Source organism: Streptomyces sp. NPDC048361 (genome assembly GCF_040651795.1).
GTDB lineage: Bacteria > Actinomycetota > Actinomycetes > Streptomycetales > Streptomycetaceae > Streptomyces.
On record NZ_JBEZKW010000101.1, the window covers coordinates 1 to 18,073 of the forward strand.

General features: G+C 70.6%; 14 protein-coding genes. 7 read left to right on the forward strand and 7 right to left on the reverse strand.

The window, feature by feature from the left end:
* Positions 1 to 146: 146 nt before the first annotated feature.
* Both AB0D31_RS33275 and AB0D31_RS33280 read right to left on the reverse strand, forming a co-directional pair.
* Positions 147 to 1,484: an MFS transporter gene (locus AB0D31_RS33275; RefSeq protein WP_362730220.1), complete on the reverse strand. Its 1,338-nt coding sequence runs from the start codon at positions 1,482 to 1,484 to the stop codon at positions 147 to 149.
* A gap of 27 nt (positions 1,485 to 1,511) precedes the next feature.
* The gene (locus AB0D31_RS33280) at positions 1,512 to 1,955 is read right to left on the reverse strand and encodes a MarR family transcriptional regulator (protein ID WP_362730223.1); all 444 of its coding nucleotides are present in this window, start codon (positions 1,953 to 1,955) and stop codon (positions 1,512 to 1,514) included.
* Between the two features lie 171 nt (positions 1,956 to 2,126).
* Between AB0D31_RS33280 and AB0D31_RS33285 the strand changes: the two genes are divergently transcribed.
* Positions 2,127 to 2,309, forward strand: a complete 183-nt coding sequence (locus AB0D31_RS33285; RefSeq protein ID WP_328311355.1) for a ribbon-helix-helix protein, CopG family — start codon at positions 2,127 to 2,129, stop codon at positions 2,307 to 2,309.
* A 174-nt stretch (positions 2,310 to 2,483) separates the two neighbouring features.
* Here AB0D31_RS33285 and AB0D31_RS33290 read toward each other — a convergent pair whose 3' ends face one another.
* Positions 2,484 to 3,938, reverse strand: a complete 1,455-nt coding sequence (locus AB0D31_RS33290; protein ID WP_362730226.1) for an NCS2 family permease — start codon at positions 3,936 to 3,938, stop codon at positions 2,484 to 2,486.
* Between the two features lie 215 nt (positions 3,939 to 4,153).
* On the opposite strand from AB0D31_RS33290, the gene AB0D31_RS33295 reads away from it, so the two are divergent.
* Positions 4,154 to 4,621, forward strand: a complete 468-nt coding sequence (locus tag AB0D31_RS33295; RefSeq protein WP_362730229.1) for a DUF2530 domain-containing protein — start codon at positions 4,154 to 4,156, stop codon at positions 4,619 to 4,621.
* Positions 4,622 to 4,727: 106 nt separating this feature from the next.
* Positions 4,728 to 7,145: an HAD-IC family P-type ATPase gene (locus AB0D31_RS33300; RefSeq protein WP_362730231.1), complete on the forward strand. Its 2,418-nt coding sequence runs from the start codon at positions 4,728 to 4,730 to the stop codon at positions 7,143 to 7,145.
* A 96-nt stretch (positions 7,146 to 7,241) separates the two neighbouring features.
* Here AB0D31_RS33300 and AB0D31_RS33305 read toward each other — a convergent pair whose 3' ends face one another.
* The gene (locus AB0D31_RS33305; protein ID WP_362730249.1) at positions 7,242 to 10,334 is read right to left on the reverse strand and encodes a molecular chaperone Hsp90; all 3,093 of its coding nucleotides are present in this window, start codon (positions 10,332 to 10,334) and stop codon (positions 7,242 to 7,244) included.
* 255 nt (positions 10,335 to 10,589) lie between these two features.
* Positions 10,590 to 11,507 (reverse strand): DUF3027 domain-containing protein, encoded by a 918-nt coding sequence (locus AB0D31_RS33310; protein WP_362730234.1) that lies wholly within the window; start codon positions 11,505 to 11,507, stop codon positions 10,590 to 10,592.
* 338 nt (positions 11,508 to 11,845) lie between these two features.
* Between AB0D31_RS33310 and AB0D31_RS33315 the strand changes: the two genes are divergently transcribed.
* The 4 genes from AB0D31_RS33315 to AB0D31_RS33330 all read left to right on the forward strand — a co-directional run bounded on the left by AB0D31_RS33315 (position 11,846) and on the right by AB0D31_RS33330 (position 15,738).
* The gene (locus AB0D31_RS33315; protein WP_362730236.1) at positions 11,846 to 13,201 is read left to right on the forward strand and encodes an MFS transporter; all 1,356 of its coding nucleotides are present in this window, start codon (positions 11,846 to 11,848) and stop codon (positions 13,199 to 13,201) included.
* Between the two features lie 399 nt (positions 13,202 to 13,600).
* Complete coding sequence (locus tag AB0D31_RS33320; protein WP_362730239.1) at positions 13,601 to 14,095, forward strand: DUF2771 domain-containing protein; 495 nt, start codon at positions 13,601 to 13,603, stop codon at positions 14,093 to 14,095.
* Positions 14,096 to 14,111: 16 nt separating this feature from the next.
* A complete protein-coding gene (locus tag AB0D31_RS33325; protein WP_362730241.1) occupies positions 14,112 to 14,894 on the forward strand; it encodes a futalosine hydrolase in 783 nt (260 codons plus the stop codon).
* Complete coding sequence (locus AB0D31_RS33330) at positions 14,884 to 15,738, forward strand: 1,4-dihydroxy-6-naphthoate synthase (protein ID WP_362730244.1); 855 nt, start codon at positions 14,884 to 14,886, stop codon at positions 15,736 to 15,738. Before AB0D31_RS33325 ends, AB0D31_RS33330 begins: the two co-directional genes overlap by 11 nt.
* Before the next feature lie 74 nt (positions 15,739 to 15,812).
* Here the strand turns inward: AB0D31_RS33330 and AB0D31_RS33335 are convergent, their stop codons facing one another.
* Entirely contained in the window at positions 15,813 to 16,196 is a 384-nt protein-coding gene (locus AB0D31_RS33335) for a cold-shock protein (RefSeq protein ID WP_323177956.1), read from the reverse strand.
* Between the two features lie 141 nt (positions 16,197 to 16,337).
* Complete coding sequence (locus AB0D31_RS33340; protein WP_362730247.1) at positions 16,338 to 17,441, reverse strand: helix-turn-helix transcriptional regulator; 1,104 nt, start codon at positions 17,439 to 17,441, stop codon at positions 16,338 to 16,340.
* Positions 17,442 to 18,073: the final 632 nt, after the last annotated feature.

Consider the following 18,073-nt stretch of genomic DNA (forward strand, 5'->3'; position numbering starts at 1 on the left):
TACGGCGACAACCGTGTTCTACACAGATAGACCCACACTCTTTGCCTAGACGACGCTCGTCCGATCTCCACTGAGGGGGCCGGGCCGAGTCCGCGTACATCCGCGTACATCCGCGTACATCCGCGTACAGCGGTCCCTGGAGATCGTCAGGCGGCTGCTACGAGCGCCCGGTCGCGCGGCACGAACTCCAGGTGCCGGTGGCCGGGGCGTACGTCGACCTTCAGGCGCAGGTTGGCCGCGCGGGCCAGCATCAGGCCTACGCCGACCGCCGCCGCACCGCAGATGAGTCCGCCGAGCGCGAGGCTGACGCGGACGCCGTAGACGTCGGTCAGCCAGCCGAAGAGCGGGCCACCGAGCGGGGTGCCGCCGGTGAAGACCATCATGAACAGGCTCATCACGCGGCCGCGCATCTCGGGGTCGGTGGCCATCTGCACCGAGGCGTTGGCGGTCACGTTCACCGTCAGGCCGAGGATGCCGACAGGGATGAGCAGCGCCATGAAGACGCCGATGTCGGGCGAGCCGGACGCGACGATTTCGAGCACCGCGAAGAGCACCGCCGCGGCGACCAGCATCCGCAGCCGGGTGGTGGAGCGGCGGGCCGCGAGCAGCGCGCCGACGAGCGAGCCGATCGCCATCAGGCTGTTGAACATGCCGTACATGCCGGAGTCGCCGTGGAAGACGTCGGAGGCGAACGCGCTGAGCCAGATGGGGAAGTTGAACCCGAAGGTGCCGACGAAGCCGACGAGCACGATCGGCCAGATCAGCTCCGGCCGCTCGGAGACGTACGCGAGCCCTTCCTTCAGCTGGCCCTTGCCGCGTGGGGCGAGCTTGGTCGGCTGGAGTTCCTTGGTCCGCATCAGGGACAGCATGATCAGCGGCGCGGTGAAGGACAGGCCGTTGGCGAGGAACGCCCAACCGGGGCCGACGGCAGCCATCACCAGGCCCGCGACGGCGGGGCCGACGAGGCGGGCGGACTGGAAGTTGGCCGAGTTGAGGCTGACCGCGTTGCGTACCCGGTCGGGTCCGACCATCTCGGAGACGAAGGACTGCCGGGTCGGGTTGTCGACGACAGTGACCAGGCCGGTGAAGAACGCCGTCAGATACACATGCCACACCTGGACATGGCCCGACAGTGTCATCACGGCGAGGAACAGACCACCCAGGCCCATCGCCGCCTGCGTCACGAACAGGATGTTCCGCTTGGCGAACCGGTCGGCTATGACGCCGCCGTACAGGCCGAACAGGAGCATCGGCAGGAACTGCATGGCGGTGGTGATGCCGACCGCGACCGAGGATCCGGTGATGGTCAGGACCAGCCAGTCCTGGGTGATCCGGGCCATCCAGGTGCCGATGTTGGACACGATGGCGCCGGAGAAGAACAGCCGGTAGTTACGGACGCCGAGCGAGGAGAACGTCCCCCCGCCCCGCTTGTTGTAGGTAGGGGTAGGTGCGGGGGCGGAGTCTGCTCCGGATCCCGTACTCAAAAGGGCTCGCCTCCTTGCGATGCGCGTTTACAGATGTGCGAGCTTCTCCAGGACCGGGGCGGCCGCGCGCAGCTTCGCCCATTCGTCCTCGTCCAGACCTTCCGCGAGGGAGGCCAGCCAGACGTTGCGCTTGCGGCGGCTCTCTTCGAGCATCGCCTCGGCCTCTTCGGTCTGGCTGACCACCTTCTGACGGCGGTCATCAGGATGCGGCTCCAGCCTGACCAGTCCCTTTGCTTCGAGAAGCGCCACGATCCGGGTCATCGACGGGGGTTGTACGTGCTCCTTGCGGGCCAGCTCACCGGGGGTGGCCGAGCCGCAGCGGAAGAGTGTGCCGAGCACCGACATCTCGGTCGGGCTGAGCGATTCGTCGACGCGCTGGTGCTTGAGGCGCCGGCTCAGCCGCATGACGGCCGAGCGCAGGGAGTTCACGGCGGCGGCGTTGTCGCCAGTGCCGTGGGACAGGTCAGACATGTTTGTTAGCGTAACTCATTACTCTGGCTAAATACCACCGGGTTACGCGGAGGTGTCCAGCGCCACACGGGGCCCGGGGGCCACGGAAGCGCCCGGGAACTTTCACCCGTACGAGTGAGTAGTCGGCGAAAACCGACGCGCCCCGCCCTGGCGTGCGGCCACCCTCGCTCCATGGGGACCAGCGTGCTCAGCCTGCGCATAGACGGTGAGCTGCTCGAACGGCTCAAGCGGCATGCCGCGAAACGCGGCATGAGCGTCCAGGACTATGTGGTCCGGACGCTCATGCGCGACGACTTCGACGAGCGGTTCAAGGCGGCGGTGGATGAGACGGAGCGGTTCTACGGGGCGGCGTAGGGCCGGCCACGCAGTTCCCCGCGCCCCTTAACTACTCGCTGTCGGGCCGCATGGGCATCCCCAGCTAGCCGGGCTGCTCGAGCGGGCGCCCGCACGGGCACGGCCAGCCCGTCCGGCGAGTGAGGACGAGCGCCCTCAAGGCGCGAACCGGGGTATGGGGCGGAGGCCCAGGGGTTAGGTCAGGCCCAGGGCCGGCATCAGGTAGTAGAAGGCGAACACCGCCGACACGATGTACATCGCGATGGGGATCTCGCGCGCCCGCCCGGCGACGAGCCGCAGCACCGTGAAGGTGATGAAGCCCATGCCGATGCCATTCGTGATCGAGTACGTGAACGGCATCATCAGCATCGTCACGAACGCCGGAATCGCGATCGTCCAGTCCGGCCAGTCGATCTCCCGGATCGAGCCGGACAGAATCAGGAAGCCCACCGCGAGCAACGCGGGCGTAGCCGCCTGCGACGGCACCATCGTCGCGATCGGCGTGAGGAAGAGCGCCACGGTGAAGAGCCCGCCCGTGACGACGTTCGCCAACCCGGTCCGTGCCCCCTCGCCGACCCCCGCCGTCGACTCCACGAAGCAGGTCGTCGCGGACGAGGACGACGCCCCGCCCACCGCGACCGCGATGCCGTCGACGAACAGCACCCGGTTCATGCCGGGCATGTTGCCCGCCGCGTCCGTCAGCCCCGCCTCGTCGCTGATGCCCATGATCGTGCCCATCGCGTCGAAGAAGCACGACAGCAGCACGGTGAAGACGAAGAGGATGCCGGTCAGGACGCCGACCCGGGAGAACCCGCCGACCAGGCTGACCTGGCCGACGAGCCCGAAGTCCGGGGAGGCGACGGGGTTGCCCGGCCACTTCGGGGTGGTCAGACCCCAGGACGGCACGGTCGCCACCGCGTCGATGATCACCGCGAGGACGGTCATCGCGACGATCGAGATCAGGATCGCGCCCGGCACCTTGCGGACCATCAACGCGAGCGTCAGCAGCACGCCGAGGACGAAGACGAGCACCGGCCAGCCGAGCAGATGCCCGTTGCCGCCGAGCTGGAGCGGGACGGTGGTGTGGGCGGCGTCCGGCATCCGTGAGACGAAGCCCGAGTCGACCAGGCCGATCAGCATGATGAACAGGCCGATGCCGATGGCGATGCCCTTGCGCAGCCCCAGCGGCACCGCGTTCATGACCCGCTCGCGCAGCCCGGTCGCGACGAGCAGCATCACCACGAAGCCGGCCAGCACGACCATGCCCATGGCGTCGGGCCAGCTCATCCGGGGCGCGAGCTGGAGGGCGACCACGGTGTTGACGCCGAGCCCCGCCGCGAGCGCGATCGGCACGTTGCCGATGACGCCCATGAGCAGCGTGGTGAAGGCGGCGGTCAGCACGGTGGCGGTGACCAGCTGCCCGCCGTCGAGCTGATGCCCGTACATGTCCTTCGCGCTGCCGAGGATGATCGGGTTCAGCACGATGATGTAGGCCATCGCGAAGAAGGTCGCGAACCCGCCACGGATCTCACGGGCGAAGGTGGAACCCCGTTCGGAGATCTTGAAATAGCGGTCGAGTCCGTTGACCGGCGGAGTGGGTGCCGGCGGCTGAGCTGCGGCGTCGACCGTGTCGTGGGCCGAGGGGGACATGCGGGACCTCAGTCGTGAAGGGGCGGGGAAAACGGCACGTACCCGAACTTCTTTGGACGTTCTACCGAACAGAATGAGTCAGCCGTAAGCAGTTTCAGTATGAATACATAAGTCGAAGATCACCATCTCCGCGCGTAGACCCAAGCGCCGACCGGCCCCCGAGCCCACGGCACAGCGACGCAGGTCACGGAAAAGCCGCGCCCTACACTGATCGCATGCCTGCGTTTTCCACGGGATCACCTCAGCACGAGGCGCCGGAGCCCCTTGAGGGCCCCGTGGTCGCCACCATCACCGGCGGCACGATCCTCTGGTTCGTCCTGTTCCTCGTCCAGCTCCCCTTCTACGGCTGGTTCGACGACCACGGCCACACGTGGTGGGTGTGGACCTGCCTGGCCGGCGGTGGCCTCGGTCTCATCGGGATCTGGTACGTCCGCGGCCGCGACGCCGCGCTCAAGCGGCACGCCGCACAGCAAGCGGCAGGCACTGCGGACGACCCTGCGGACGGCGTTGCAGCCGGCCCGGCGGACGCCACCGCGAGCGGCACCACGGCCGGCCCGGCGGACGCCACCGCGAGCGGCACCACGGCCGGCCCGGCGGACGACACCACGGCCAGCCCGGCCGACGGCACTACGGACGGCACCACCGACGGCCCGGCCGACGGCACAAGGGCCGAAGGTCCGTAACCTCCGGGACCCGCGTACCGCCCAGGGACCATTCACCTCCTCCCGGAGTCGGATGTTCGGCCGTCCCAGCAGGTGAAGCCGTCGTTCCCGCCGTACCGTCGACAGCATGACGCAGCGCGCCAACATCGACGCCGGGGCGGAGCTCGACCCCGTCCACCCCATGCGGCTGCCCGAACGGGAGCGGCACTCCGGCGGTCTGACGACGGCCGAGGTCGCCGAGCGGGTGGCGCGCGGCGAGGTCAACGACGTTCCCGTACGCAGCAGTCGCTCCACTGCCGAGATCGTCCGGGGCAACGTCTTCACCCGGTTCAACGCGATCATCGGAGTGCTCTGGGCCGTCATGCTCGTCGTGGCGCCGATCCAGGACAGCCTCTTCGGCTTCGTGATCATCGCCAACACCGGCATCGGCATCATTCAGGAGATGCGCGCCAAGAAGACCCTGGACAGCCTGGCGGTCATCGGCGAGGCGCGCCCCACGGTACGGCGCGACGGGGAAGCCGTGGAGATCCCCACCTCCGAGATCGTGCTCGGCGACGTCATCGAACTCGGCCCCGGCGACAAGATCGTGGTGGACGGCGAGGCGGCCGAGACCGACGGCCTGGAGGTCGACGAGTCGCTCCTGACCGGCGAGGCCGACCCGGTCCTCAAGAAGCCCGGCGACAAGATGATGTCGGGCGCCTTCGTCGTCGCGGGCGGCGGCGCGTTCACCGCGACCCGCGTCGGCCGGGAGGCGTACGCCGCTCAACTGGCCGAGGAAGCCAGCCGGTTCACGCTCGTCCACTCCGAGCTGCGCAGCGGTATCTCCACCATTCTCAAGTACGTCACATGGATGATGGTGCCCACCGCGCTCGGCCTGGTCATCAGCCAGCTGGTGGTCAAGGACAACAACATCAAGGACTCCATCGCCCGTACCGTGGGCGGCATCGTCCCGATGATCCCCGAAGGGCTCGTCCTGCTGACCTCGGTCGCCTTCGCGATCGGCGTCATCCGCCTCGGCCGCAAGCAGTGCCTGGTCCAGGAGCTCCCCGCGATCGAGGGCCTGGCCCGCGTCGACGTGGTGTGCCTCGACAAGACGGGCACGCTCACCGAGGGCGGCATGGACGTCACCGAGCTGCGCGCCCTGAACGGCTCGGACGAGGCGTACATACGCAAGGTGCTCGGCGCGCTCGGCGAGTCCGACCCCCGGCCCAACGCCTCCCTCCAGGCGATCATCGACGCCTACCCGGACAGCGAGGAGTGGCGCTGCACCGAGTCGCTGCCGTTCTCCTCGGCCCGCAAGTACAGCGGTGCCGCGTTCAGCGAGGGCGACGGCGAGAACAGCACCTGGCTCCTTGGCGCGCCGGACGTCCTGCTCCAGCAGGGCGACCCGGCACTCTCCGAGATCGACGCGCTCAACGAGCAGGGCCTGCGCGTCCTGCTGCTCGCCCGCGCCTCCCGCGAACTCGACGACCCCGCCATCGCCTCCGACGCCGAGCCCGCCGCCCTCGTCGTCCTCGAACAACGCCTGCGGCCCGACGCGGCCGACACCCTGCGCTACTTCGCCGACCAGAACGTCAAGGCCAAGGTCATCTCCGGGGACAACGCGGTCTCGGTGGGCGCGGTCGCCGGAAAGCTCGGCCTGCCCGGCGCGGCCGACACCGTCGACGCCCGCCAACTCCCCACAGACCAGGCCGAGATGGCCGACATGCTGGACGCCAACTCGGTCTTCGGCCGGGTCACCCCGCAGCAGAAGCGCGACATGGTCGCCGCCCTCCAGTCCCGCGGCCATACGGTCGCGATGACCGGCGACGGCGTCAACGACGTGCTCGCGCTCAAGGACGCGGACATCGGCGTGAGCATGGGCTCCGGCTCCGAGGCGACCCGGGCGGTCGCCCAGATCGTCCTGCTGAACAACAGCTTCGCCACGCTGCCGTCGGTGGTGGCGGAGGGGCGGCGCGTCATCGGCAACATCACGCGCGTGGCGACGCTGTTCCTGACCAAGACGGTGTACTCCGTGCTGCTCGCGGTCCTGGTGGTGTGCTCGCAGGTGGAGTACCCCTTCCTCCCCCGCCACCTGACGCTGCTCTCCACCTTCACCATCGGCATCCCGGCGTTCTTCCTGGCCCTCGCGCCCAACAAGGAGCGCGCCAAGCCGCACTTCGTGCGCAGGGTGATGCGGTACGCGATTCCCAGCGGGGTCATCGCGGGGGTGGCCACGTTCGTGACGTACATGATCGCGCGGGCGTACTACTCCGGGCCGGGCGAGCTGGACGCGGAGACCAGCGCGACGACGCTGACGCTCTTCCTGGTCTCGATGTGGGTGCTGGCGATCATCGCGCGCCCTTACACGTGGTGGCGGATCGTGCTGGTCGTCTCCATGGGGGTGGCGTTCCTGCTGGTGCTCGCGGTGCCGTGGTTGCAGCACTTCTTCGCGTTGAAGCTGGTGGGGGCGGTGATGCCGTGGACTGCCGTCGGAGTGGCGGTGGTCGGCTCAGCCGCGCTGGAGCTGACGTGGCGCTGGGTCACCCGCCGCTGGCCGGACTGAGCCCGCTTGGTCCTCAGTGGGGCCGGCGCCGAGTGGCTGCCCAGCGACACCTGGCTCTCGGGGTCTGGGGCGGAGCCCCGGCGCACCCGGCTCGCGCTAGTCGAACCAACGGTCCCGCGCCAGCTCCGCAGTCCTCGACGGGTCCTCCAGCAGCGCCGCCACCTCGAAACGCCGGGGCCACTGCCCCGCCGCCCAGGCGAGACCGGCCGCGACCCCCTCCAGGGTCGACGCATGGACCACGCCGTCCCCCGAGCGACGCCAGTCCAGCTCCACCCCGCCCGCGACCAGCGACTCGTGCTCGACGTACGTCGACGGCGCGGCCGGGCCGAGCAGGGCCCGCACCGCGTCCGGCACCGCATGCGAGATGCCCTCCGAGGTGACCTCCGCGTCCGCGGCCTCGCTGAGCCGGCCCACCTGGAGGAGCTCCGCGAGCTCGCCCGCCCGCGCCGGCGCGACCGGAAGCAGGGGCCGACCGGCGGCCAGGGGCAGCAGATCGGGCGCGTCCGCCACGACCGCGTCCGCCGCGTCGACCACCCGCACCTCGCCGTCCACCACCACCCGCAACGCGTCCGGCAGCGTCACCTGCTCGGGATCGAGGTCGGCCAACGCCGTGTACAGGGCGTGGAGTTGGGAGGCGGAGACCGTCAGGCCCGGGTCGGCGAGTCGGCCGAGGAGCTCCGCCGCGCCGCCCGGCTCGTCGAGCAGCGCCGGCACCGAGGTGCGTACCCCGAGCGCCCGAAGGACCTGCGTGTCGTCGAAGCCCGTCGCGTCCACGGACTCGTACAGGCCGGACAGAAGCGGATCGGAGCCGGCCGCGCGCAACCCGGCCGGGCGTCGCCCGTCGAGGACCGGGTGGTCACGCAGCCACCACGCGGTGTACGGGCGTACGGACTCCGTCGTGCCGTCGGGCAGCAGGACACGCACCGGCTGGATCAGGGCGTCCCGCAGCGGCGGCTGGGCCAGCAGGGCGAGCGCTTGCGGCCAGGCGTCGTCGTCGACCAGGTCGAGGTCGCGCACCGCGACGATCTCCGTGGCGACGGGCGGCACCGGGGAATCCGGGAGGCGGTCGAGGACGTCCTCGCACCACACGTCGACCGCGTCGAGCAGCCCCACGTCGTCCGGCTCGGCGAAATCGCCCTCGCCGGGCTCCAGTTCATCGGGGTCGAGGACGACATCGGTGGCCCGTACGAGGGTGAACGTGGCGAGCACCCCGCACGCGGTGAGCGGCTGTTCGCCCCACCGGTCCACCAACTCCCGCTCCACCTCCGCGAGTTCACCTTCACGGATGACGGAGGCGAAGGGCGATCCCGGCAGGACGAGTTCGCCGGCCGGGGCGAGTTCACCATCCTCGTCGGGCAGCGCGAGCGCGGCGAGCCAGGGCTCGTCGCCCGGTTCGAGGTTCGCCTCGCGCACCAACGTCAGTACCGTGTCGGCGAGTTCGTCGACATCGAGGGCGTCCTCGTCCCAGATCTCGCCGCTGTCGAGAGAGGCGGCGACGGCGGCCCGCACCTGAGGGGTCGTCAGGACGGCGCGCGGGGTCGCGGGCAGCGCGCCGAGGCGTTCGAGCAGCGGGTGGGCGGCATCGGGGTGGGCGACCTTAAGGCCGAGTCGCCCCAGGTCGGCAGGGGTGTCGGCGAGGGGCAGCAGGATCTGCCGGGGCCCGATCGCGGTGCGGCCGCCTACGAGCGGAACGGGCAGACCGGAGAGCCGGTCGGGGTCGACGCCGGCGAGCGTGTCGTACAGCCGATGCCACCACTCGGGGGCGCGTTCGGCTCCCGCGATACGCTCGATGGCGTCACCCAGGGAGAGCCGCCCGACCTCCAACGCGCGTAGTTCCGGGCGGCGTTCGAGCCCGGCGGGCAGCAGCGTGGGCAGGACTTCGGCGAGTACGCGTACGGTGTCGGCGCCCGCGCCCTCGACGACCTCCGCCTCGAAGGGGCGCAGTGCGAGGAGTTCCTCGGTGGGCGCGGCGGGCGCCAGGAACGCGACGCGGGGCAGCCGGCGCAGGACCGCCGCACGCAGCGCGCCGTCCAGCTCGCCCCGGCCCAGCGGACCCGGCACCAGGTCCACGGTGCCGGTCGCCACCGGGCTCCAGCCGCCGAGGAGTTCGGCGTACGCGTCGGCGGCGCGCTCCACCAGGAAGTCGGTGAGCGGTCCCGGTGCGGGGTGGCGGCGCGCGGTATCCAGCGGGAACGAGGCGATGAGCAGCGCGGGCACGCCGAGCGGCTCGTCGGTGGGGGTCGGCGCGTGCACGACCGGTGCGGTACGGGGCCGCTCGGGCGCGCCGTCCTCGTCGACCGGGACCGCCCAGGTCACCGTCCAGTGCGGACGCAGCCGCTCCTCGACGGGCCGGTCGGCGAGCAGCTTGCCGTCGATCGGGCCGTGATGGCTGACGGTGCGCCACCGGTGGACGCTCTGGTCCCGGCTGTCGTCGACGTGCACGTACGCGTCATGCGTGGAGCGCCGCAACACCCTGGTGGCGTCCGGGGTTTCGACGATGATCTCGGTGAGGCCGGGCAGGGTGAGGAGCAGGGCGTCGTCGATGCCGTCGAGGAGGTGGCGTACGAGGTCCTCGGCGGTGCCGTCGCGCAGGGGCAGCACCACGACGGTGTCGTACCCCTCGGGGGCCGCGCCCTCGGCGGGCAGCGGCAGCCTGAGCAGCGGTACGTGTCCTTCGCGGCGGCGCAGCTCGTCGCCCAGGCCGGGGCTGGCGAGGGCGGCCTCGGCGGCCAGCTCGCGGGCCTCGCCGAGCGACCAGCGCACGCCGCCGGTGCGGCCCACGACGGCGGGTTCGTCGCTGACGGCGAGCACGGCGGCGAACCCGACGCCGAACCGGCCGACGGCCACCTCGGTGTCGGCGCGCTTGGCGCTGGCGCGCAGGGTGGAGAGCGACTCGACGCCGACGGCGTCCAGGGGTGCGCCGGTGTTGGCCGCGGCCAGCACGGCGGGGTTGCCCTGCCCGGCGGGGTGCAGGGTCAGGCGGAGCCGCCCGGTGGTGTTCGCCCTGGCCGCGGCGTCGGCGGCGTTCTGGGCGAGCTCCACGACGAGGCGGTCGCGGTAGCCGCCCAGTGCGAGGTCTTCCTCGGCGTTGGCGTCCTCGCGGAATCTGGCGGGGCCCGCGCCCCAGGCGTTCAGGACGCCTCTGCGCAGCCGCGCCGTCCCGAAGGGGTCGGCCCCTTCGGCCGCCATCGCCTTGACGATCACGCCGTACTCCGCTCTGTCCTGCCCCGCGTCCCGGGACCGCGGCCCGAAGGTACCCCGCCCCGGCCCCACCCCGGCAATCCCGTGCCCCTGGGTGGGCTGCTCTTGGCGGGGTGCTTGGTCAAGGCCACCACAGCCCGTCATGGGGGTCCCCCCTGGCCCTTAAGGCCTGGGGGGAGTTTGAGGACGAGCGCCGTTCAGGCGCGAACGGGGTCTGGGGCGGGGCCCCAGGGGGACCCGGGGTCAGGAGTGGCCCAAGTCGTCCGTCGCGTCGGGGGCATCCGGCACGGAACCGCCCGAGCCCGGCCGCAGGGCGAACGGATCCGGCGCCACCGTATCGAGCACCGGCGCAGCCGGCCGCGGCGGCTTCGGCATGACCGCCGCCTCGGAGTGCCCCCCACAGCCGTAGTCGAGCGCCACGACATGCCCGTCCGCAGGACCGAATTCGTTGGCGCAGATACCGAAGGCCTGGGAGAGGGACCCGGCGATCGGCACGAGGAAGGCGCACGACACGCAGGAGGCCGGCGCCGCCTGAGCCATCGCGGTCTTGCCGCCGAAGGACTCCTCCCACCGGTCGGCCGCCGCATGGAGCCCGTACCGCGAAAGCACCCGCGCCCGGCGCATGCCGAGCTCGTCGGCGACGGAGGCGATGGAGCCGCGCGCGGTGCCCGCCGCGGCCACGTCGGACCGGTCGGCCAGCTCCGCGTCCTCCGCCTCGACCCGCTCGGCCAGCTCCTCGGAGACGACCGCGTTGGGCGGCGGCGCGTCCTCACCGGTGTAGCCGGGCTCCAGACGCAGATCGTCGGCCTCGGTGGGCAGCAGGTCGCCGGGGCCCATGTCGCCAGGGCGCAGCCGCTCGCTCCACGGCACCCACTCGGGGGCCTGCAGCGCGTCGGGCCCGGGCAGCAGCACCGTCTCGTCGAGGGTGACCAGCTTGGCCCGTGAGGCACGGGCGACGGTCACCGCCCAGCGCCAGCCGCGGTAGCCGAACTCCTTGCATTCGAAGAAGTGCGTGACGACCCGGTCGCCCTCCGACACCACGGCCACATGCTCGCCGACCACCCCGGGCGCGGCGGCTTCCTCCGCCGCCTCGCGGGCTAGGTCGACCGCCTCGGCGCACAGGCGGTCAGGGGTACGGCTTCGCGTCGTCGCAGCACTCACAGGTCTCGCTTCTCTCCTACGCCGTCTCACGGGTGCGCCGGGGAGCCGAATGCGTACGGGTGGCGGGCGGAGCGGACCAGGGGGCCGCGTCAACGTCCGCGCCCGGGCTATCAACTGCCCAGCGGCTGTCCAGTTTCACTGACCAAGGGGGTCCCCCCTGCTCCGTATGAGCGTGGAGGCGCACCTTCTGCGACCCATTCTGCGGGATCACGGAGAGGCGCGCGGCCTTGGGCAGCCGCGGGCGGCGCGCCTGTCACGCTACCCCCTTCGGGGCCCCCGGCCCACCTGCACGTCCGAATCCTGGTTCGGGTCGGACGGTGTTGGGGCACTATGGCGGGGTGACAACCGCAAGGTCGTCGGGGTCTTGGGACGGGTCGGGCCGCTGCCGCAGGGCGGTGCGGTCGGTCGGTCACGCCCTGCGCCTCCCCTTCTCGGGGACGGCGCGTTCGATCAGAAAAGCCACCCATGCGCACGGCGCGGGTGAGTCGGGGCTCGGCAAACTGATCGAGCTGCACGCGGTGAACGGCGCGGGTGACGTCCTGATCACCGTGGCGCTCGCCTCGACCGTCTTCTTCTCCGTGCCGACGGATCAGGCACGCGGACGTGTCGCCCTCTATCTGGCGATCACGATGGCACCGTTCACTCTCCTGGCGCCGGTGATCGGCCCGCTGCTCGACCGGATGCCGCACGGCCGCCGCGCCGCGATGGCCGGCGCGATGCTGGCCCGTGCGCTGCTCGCCCTCACGATGTCCGGCGCGGTCGCCACCGGCGGCCTTGAGCTCTATCCCGCGGCGCTCGGCGTGCTGGTCGCCTCCAAGGCGTACGGCGTGGTGCGAAGCGCCGTGGTGCCGAGGTTGCTGCCCCCACGGTTCTCCCTGGTGAAGGCGAACTCGCGGGTCACCCTCGCGGGTCTTCTCGCCACGGGTATCGCGGCCCCCATCGGCGCGGGCCTCTCCCGCATCGGGCCGGCGTGGCCGCTCTACGCGGCGTTCTGCGTCTTCTGCGGCGGTACGTTCCTGGCCTTCACGCTGCCCCACAAGGTCGACTCGGCGAAGGGCGAGACCAAGGCGACGCTCCTGGACCGCGAGGGCCGCAAGCCGAGCCTGCGTACGGTCGGGGTGTCCGTGCAGAACGGGCTGTACGCCAACGCCGCGCTGCGCGCCCTGTCCGGGTTCCTGATCTTCTTCCTGGCCTTCCTGCTGCGCGAGCACCCCCTGTCCGGGCAGAGCGCGGCGGTCTCGCTCGGCATCGTGGGTGTGTCGGCGGGCGTGGGAAACGCGCTGGGCACGGCGGTCGGCTCGCTGCTCAAGGCGCGCGGGCCCGAGGTGCTGATCGTGACGATGCTGACCATCGCGCTGGGGGCCGCGGTTCTCGCCGCGGCGTTCTTCAGCGGTCCGATGGTGGCGGTGCTCGGCGCGACGGCCGGCCTCACTCAGGCCCTGGCCAAGCTGTCCCTGGACGCGATGATCCAGCGCGATGTGCCGGAGGAGGTCCGTACGTCTGCGTTCGCCCGCTCCGAGACGTTGCTCCAAGTGGCGTGGGTGATCGGGGGTGCGATCGGTATCGCGCTGCCGCTCAACGGGATCCTGGGCATGTCGGTGGCGGCGGCCCTGCTCGCGCTCGGCGCGGTCGTCTCGGTCCGGGGCCTGCTGGGCGCCGCCCGCCGCGGCACGCCACGGCCGAGGGTCGCCTGAGGCCCCGGCCCACGCGAACCCCGGCCCCGGGATGCGGCCGGGTGGGGCTGTCCGCGCCCTTGCCTACTCGGCACCGGCCCGCACCGGCATAGTCAGTCCGTCCGGCGTTTGAGGACGAGCGCCCTCAAGGCGCGAACGGGGTCTGGGGCGGAGCCCCAGCAACCCCGTCTTCGGCTGCGGACCGTGCCCGCATCCCGCGCAGTTCCCCGCGCCCCTGACTACTTGGTGCCGGCCCGCACCGGCACAACCAGCCAGTCCGGCGATTGAGGACCAGCGCGCTCAAGGCGCTCAGCGGGATCTGGGGCGGGGCCCCGGGGGAAGGGTGGGCCGGGGCGACACCGACGCGGCGCGCCACACCCCCGCGCGGCGTGGCCGGGGACGACCGATAGCCTTCGGTCCATGACCGTTGCGTTCACTTCCGGTAGGACCCGCCGGGCCGGCTTCGCACTCGCCGCCGCCTCCGCCGGACTCCTCGTCCTCTCCGCCTGCGACAAGCCGACGCCTCTCGCGACCGTGACGGTCGGCACAAACTCCGTCAACACCGAGGCGTCCTGCCGTAACGACGGCAAGCCGCTCGCCGAGTCCAAGCTCACCAGCTGCCTCAGCGGCGTCAAGGATGCCAAGTCGATCGACTACGCGCCCGGCTCGACCCTGCGCCTCGGCGTCGACCCCAAGGTCGTCGAAAACGGCAGCAAGTGGATCGCGCTGCTCGACGGCAGCCCGATCACCGAGGCCTCCTCCCAGACCTACCGGAGCTTCCCCAACGCCGACGTCTTCTCGACCGGCGGGCAGGGCGCCGCACCGAAGGAGAAGAAGGTCAGCATCATCCAGGTCAACAAGGACAACAAGCCCGAGTCGGTCTGGAGCTTCACGCTCAAGCGCACCAACTCCTGAGCGTGGGCCCCGCCTGATGCGCGTACTGGTGGCGACCGCGGTGGCGGCGGAGGCGGACTCCGTCGCCGCCGGTCTCGCGCTCGCCGGGTACGAGCGCCTGGGCGAGGAGCAGATCCGCAGGACCCTGTTCCCCGGGCCCGATTTCTCCCCGTCGCCGCTGACCCGGTTCGGCCGCGCGGGACACGAGATCCACGTCTGCCCGGTGGGCGTGGGCCCCGCCGCCGCGGCGGCCGGCACCGCCCGCGCCCTCGCGCTCGGCCCGGGCTCCGGCCCCGGCCCCGGCCCCGGCCCCGGCCCCGGCTACGACCTGGTGCTCTCGGCCGGCATCGGCGGCGGCTTCCCCGGCGTCGCACCGCTCGGCTCGCTCGTCGTGTCAGCGCAGATCGTCGCCGCCGACCTGGGCGCCGGCTCCCCCGATGGCTTCATCCCCGTCACCGAGCTCGGCTTCGGCCGCCACCAGGTGCACGTACTCAACTCGCTCGCCCGCCGCGCGACACGAGCCCTGGACGCCGCGCACGGCACGATCCTCACCGTGACCACCGCCACCGGGACCGCCGAGCGCGCCGCCGAACTCCGCACCCGCCACCCGCGCGCCCTCGCCGAGGCGATGGAGGGCTTCGGTGTCGCCGAGGCCGCCGACCAGTACGGCCTTCCGGTCCTGGAGATCCGCGCGATCTCCAACGAGGTCGGCCCGCGCGACCGTTCGGCGTGGCGGATCGGCGACGCGCTCGCCGCCCTCACCGGCGCTTTCGGGAAGCTCCCACCCGTATTGGAGAGTTGGACGGCACATGAGCACTGAACCGGCGCTGAAGATCGCCTTCTCCCCCTGCCCGAACGACACGTTCGTCTTCGACGCGTGGGCACACGGCCGGGTGCCGGGCGCGCCCGCCCTCGACGTCACGTTCGCGGACATCGACATCACCAACGGCATGGCCGAGCGCGGCGAGTTCGACGTGCTCAAGGTGTCGTACGCGGTGCTGCCGTGGGTCCTCGACGAGTACGCGCTGCTGCCGTGCGGCGGCGCGCTCGGCCGGGGCTGCGGCCCGCTGGTCCTCACCCGGGACGCGGGGGTCGACCTCACCGGCAGGACGGTGGCGGTGCCGAGCGAGAAGTCGACGGCGTACCTCCTGTTCCGCCTGTGGGCCGCGGACGTCGTGCCGGGTGGGGTCGGCGAGGTCGTCGTCATGCCGTTCCACGAGATCATGCCCGCGGTACGCGACGGCAAGGTCGACGCAGGGCTCGTCATCCACGAGGCCCGCTTCACCTATCAGGACTACGGCCTGCACTGCCTTGCCGACATGGGGCAGCACTGGGAGGCCACGACCGGGCTGCCCATCCCGCTCGGCGCGATCATCGCCAAGCGCTCGCTCGGCGCGGACACACTGCGGCTGCTCGCCGACTCCGCCCGCGCCTCCGTACGGCTCGCCTGGGACGACCCCGAGGTGTCCAGGCCCTACGTGCGCGAGCACGCCCAGGAGATGGACCCGACGGTGGCCGACCGGCATATCGGGCTGTACGTCAACGAGTTCACCGCGGACCTCGGCGAGGACGGCTACGCCGCGGTACGCGGACTCCTGACGCGCGCCGCAGCCGAGGGACTGGTCCCCGCGCTGGGCCGCGACGCGCTGTCGTTCGACCACTAAGGGGTGCGGGCAGCGCGCCTGCGGCTGCTCGCGTACGGCAACTCCCCTACAGCAGTGACTCGACCGCGGCCGGCTCAGACGTCCAACTGGTCGGCGACCGCCCGCAGCAGGCCGCCGATCTTCTTGCCGGCCGCCTTGTCGGGGTAGCGGCCCTTCTCCAGCATCGGCGTGATGTTCTCGAGGAGGGTGGTCAAGTCCTGCACGATGGAGGCCAGTTCATCGGGCTTGCGACGCTGGGCCGCGGCCACCGAGGGGGCCGGGTCGAGGACCGTGACGGAGAGGGCCTGGTCGCCGCGCTGCCCGGCGACGACACCGAACTCGACGCGCTGTCCGGGCTTGAGCGCCTCGACCCCGGCGGGGAGCACGGAGGAGTGGACGAAGACGTCGCCGCCGTCGTCCCGGGAGAGAAAGCCGAAGCCCTTCTCGCTGTTGAACCACTTGACCTTGCCGGTAGGCAAAGCACGCCCCCATTCGTCCACAGAGCCAGCCAACTACGTAATGAGCAAGGTCAGGGTAGCCGTGAGTAGGGGCCGTGACTGCCTGCCATCACCGTGAAGCGTCCCCGCTGCTCTACCCACCGTCAACCGACGCCGAACGCGCTATGCCTTGATCTCATCCATGAGCATGCGCAGGGTCAGGGAGTGTTTCTCCGGCGGCAGAGCGTCCATGGCGGCCTGCGCGTACGCCGTGCCTCCCGCACGATCACCGGAGCGAGCCAGCATCAGGCCCCTGTGGAGTTGAAGGTGGGTGGCAAACCTGGGCAACGTCGACGGCAGTTCCTTCCTGGCTTGTTCCTGGGCCCCTACGGCCCCCTTCTCATCTCCGAGTCGGGCCAGGAGCAGAGACAGGAAAACATTCATGCGCCACCACGGCACCGCGTAATCGCTGGTCTGCTCGTAGGAGCCTGCGTTGTCGAAGATCCGGCGTCCGCGCTCCGCAAGTTCGAGAGCCGTAGCGCTGTCTCCTCGGAGGGCAGCAACGTGCGCCTTCCCCATGACCGCATTCAAGAGCCCCAGGGAAGCCCTGTCGGAGATCGCAAGAGCTTGATCCGCCAGTAGGTCCGCAACGCCCAGAGAGGCACCCTCATACCCGAGAGCAATGGCCGCTCGACCACGCACCCAGACGCGGGCCGTGTCGTCTCCCGACTCGTCGGCAGCCTTGGCAGCCATGCGGTACCAGTGGACGGCCTTGGAACCGTCCGACCCAGGAAACGTCTTGGCGTACAGAGTCATCAACCGGGAGGCCACAGACCACAACTGCGGCTTGTCAAGCTGTTGTTGCACCACGACCAGCTCACCAGACACCCGCCGCTGAATGTCGGCGGCACCCAGGGACATGTAGTCAGTGCCGTAGTTGGCTAGCTTCCCCTCCCAGTCGTCCCCAGACGGCCCGCCGTGCAGCCTGGCAGCGAACCCGACGGACAGGAGGTCAGAGGCCACCACAGGGGCTATCGCGGCCCCTGCAACGTCTGTGAGAAAGACACGCCGTTCCAACTCGTTCTCCAGGACAGCTAGGGGTACATCCAGGACGGCAGATAACGCCCGGAGGTAAAACGGACCGGGCTCATGCTTGGAACATTCCCAGCCGCTCACGTACTCCCGCGTGAGAGTCGTGCCGTGCTGCTCATTGATCATCTTCGCGAGCCCGCCCTGGGACAGTCCGCGAGCCTTCCGAAGGTCCCTGATCAACTCCCCGATGTCCATAGGTTCCATCTTGCCCCTACCGATGCCACTAGACAGCCAAAAGAACTGCCAGAGAGGGGACTTGCCCCTACTGATCACACTAGGGAGCCCCCATGCGGAGGACGACACTCCTACCACTGTCACGAAAGTCCGAGGGGAGTGCCCATGTACGCGTCCAACCAGCCTCTAGGCCTGCTACCGGCCGCAGGGGAACCTGTTCAGGGACAGGAGGGGTGTGGAGCTTGCACCATCGTCATCGCCGCACTGCGACAAGCCCGGCAGGACCGCAATGCCTCGCAAGAGGTAGATGCAAGGGTCAGGCTTCGACGCCACATGCGTGAGGCACACGGCAAGATCATTCCGTTCACATTGTGAGGAATGTTCCAGACCACTCGCGGGGAAGTTCGAGACCCTGCAAAACCTAGGGATGAAAGAGAGCACCCCACTAGCTACCTAGGCTAGTGGGGCTCATCATCAGAATGGAGCTTCTTCAGACTATGGGGGGTGATCCTTGACAGCCCCATAGTCATAGTTGATAGGCATGACACTTACATAGCTACTGAGCCCTTTCCAACCTGATCAGCGAGCCTGCCCCGTACGGCTCGCATCGAGTGCGCTCACCTTCAACACTGCGGCTGAACAGAGGCCTGGTC

Excerpts from the sequence above, each read along its gene's own strand:
- AB0D31_RS33280 (WP_362730223.1), bottom strand. The coding sequence starts at position 1,955 with ATGTCTGACCTGTCCCACGGCACTGGCGACAACGCCGCCGCCGTGAAC.
- AB0D31_RS33285 (WP_328311355.1), top strand. The coding sequence starts at position 2,127 with ATGGGGACCAGCGTGCTCAGCCTGCGCATAGACGGTGAGCTGCTCGAA.
- AB0D31_RS33290 (WP_362730226.1), bottom strand. The coding sequence starts at position 3,938 with ATGTCCCCCTCGGCCCACGACACGGTCGACGCCGCAGCTCAGCCGCCG.
- AB0D31_RS33295 (WP_362730229.1), top strand. The coding sequence starts at position 4,154 with ATGCCTGCGTTTTCCACGGGATCACCTCAGCACGAGGCGCCGGAGCCC.
- AB0D31_RS33300 (WP_362730231.1), top strand. The coding sequence starts at position 4,728 with ATGACGCAGCGCGCCAACATCGACGCCGGGGCGGAGCTCGACCCCGTC.
- AB0D31_RS33305 (WP_362730249.1), bottom strand. The coding sequence starts at position 10,334 with ATGGCGGCCGAAGGGGCCGACCCCTTCGGGACGGCGCGGCTGCGCAGA.
- AB0D31_RS33320 (WP_362730239.1), top strand. The coding sequence starts at position 13,601 with ATGACCGTTGCGTTCACTTCCGGTAGGACCCGCCGGGCCGGCTTCGCA.
- AB0D31_RS33325 (WP_362730241.1), top strand. The coding sequence starts at position 14,112 with ATGCGCGTACTGGTGGCGACCGCGGTGGCGGCGGAGGCGGACTCCGTC.
- AB0D31_RS33330 (WP_362730244.1), top strand. The coding sequence starts at position 14,884 with ATGAGCACTGAACCGGCGCTGAAGATCGCCTTCTCCCCCTGCCCGAAC.
- AB0D31_RS33340 (WP_362730247.1), bottom strand. The coding sequence starts at position 17,441 with ATGGACATCGGGGAGTTGATCAGGGACCTTCGGAAGGCTCGCGGACTG.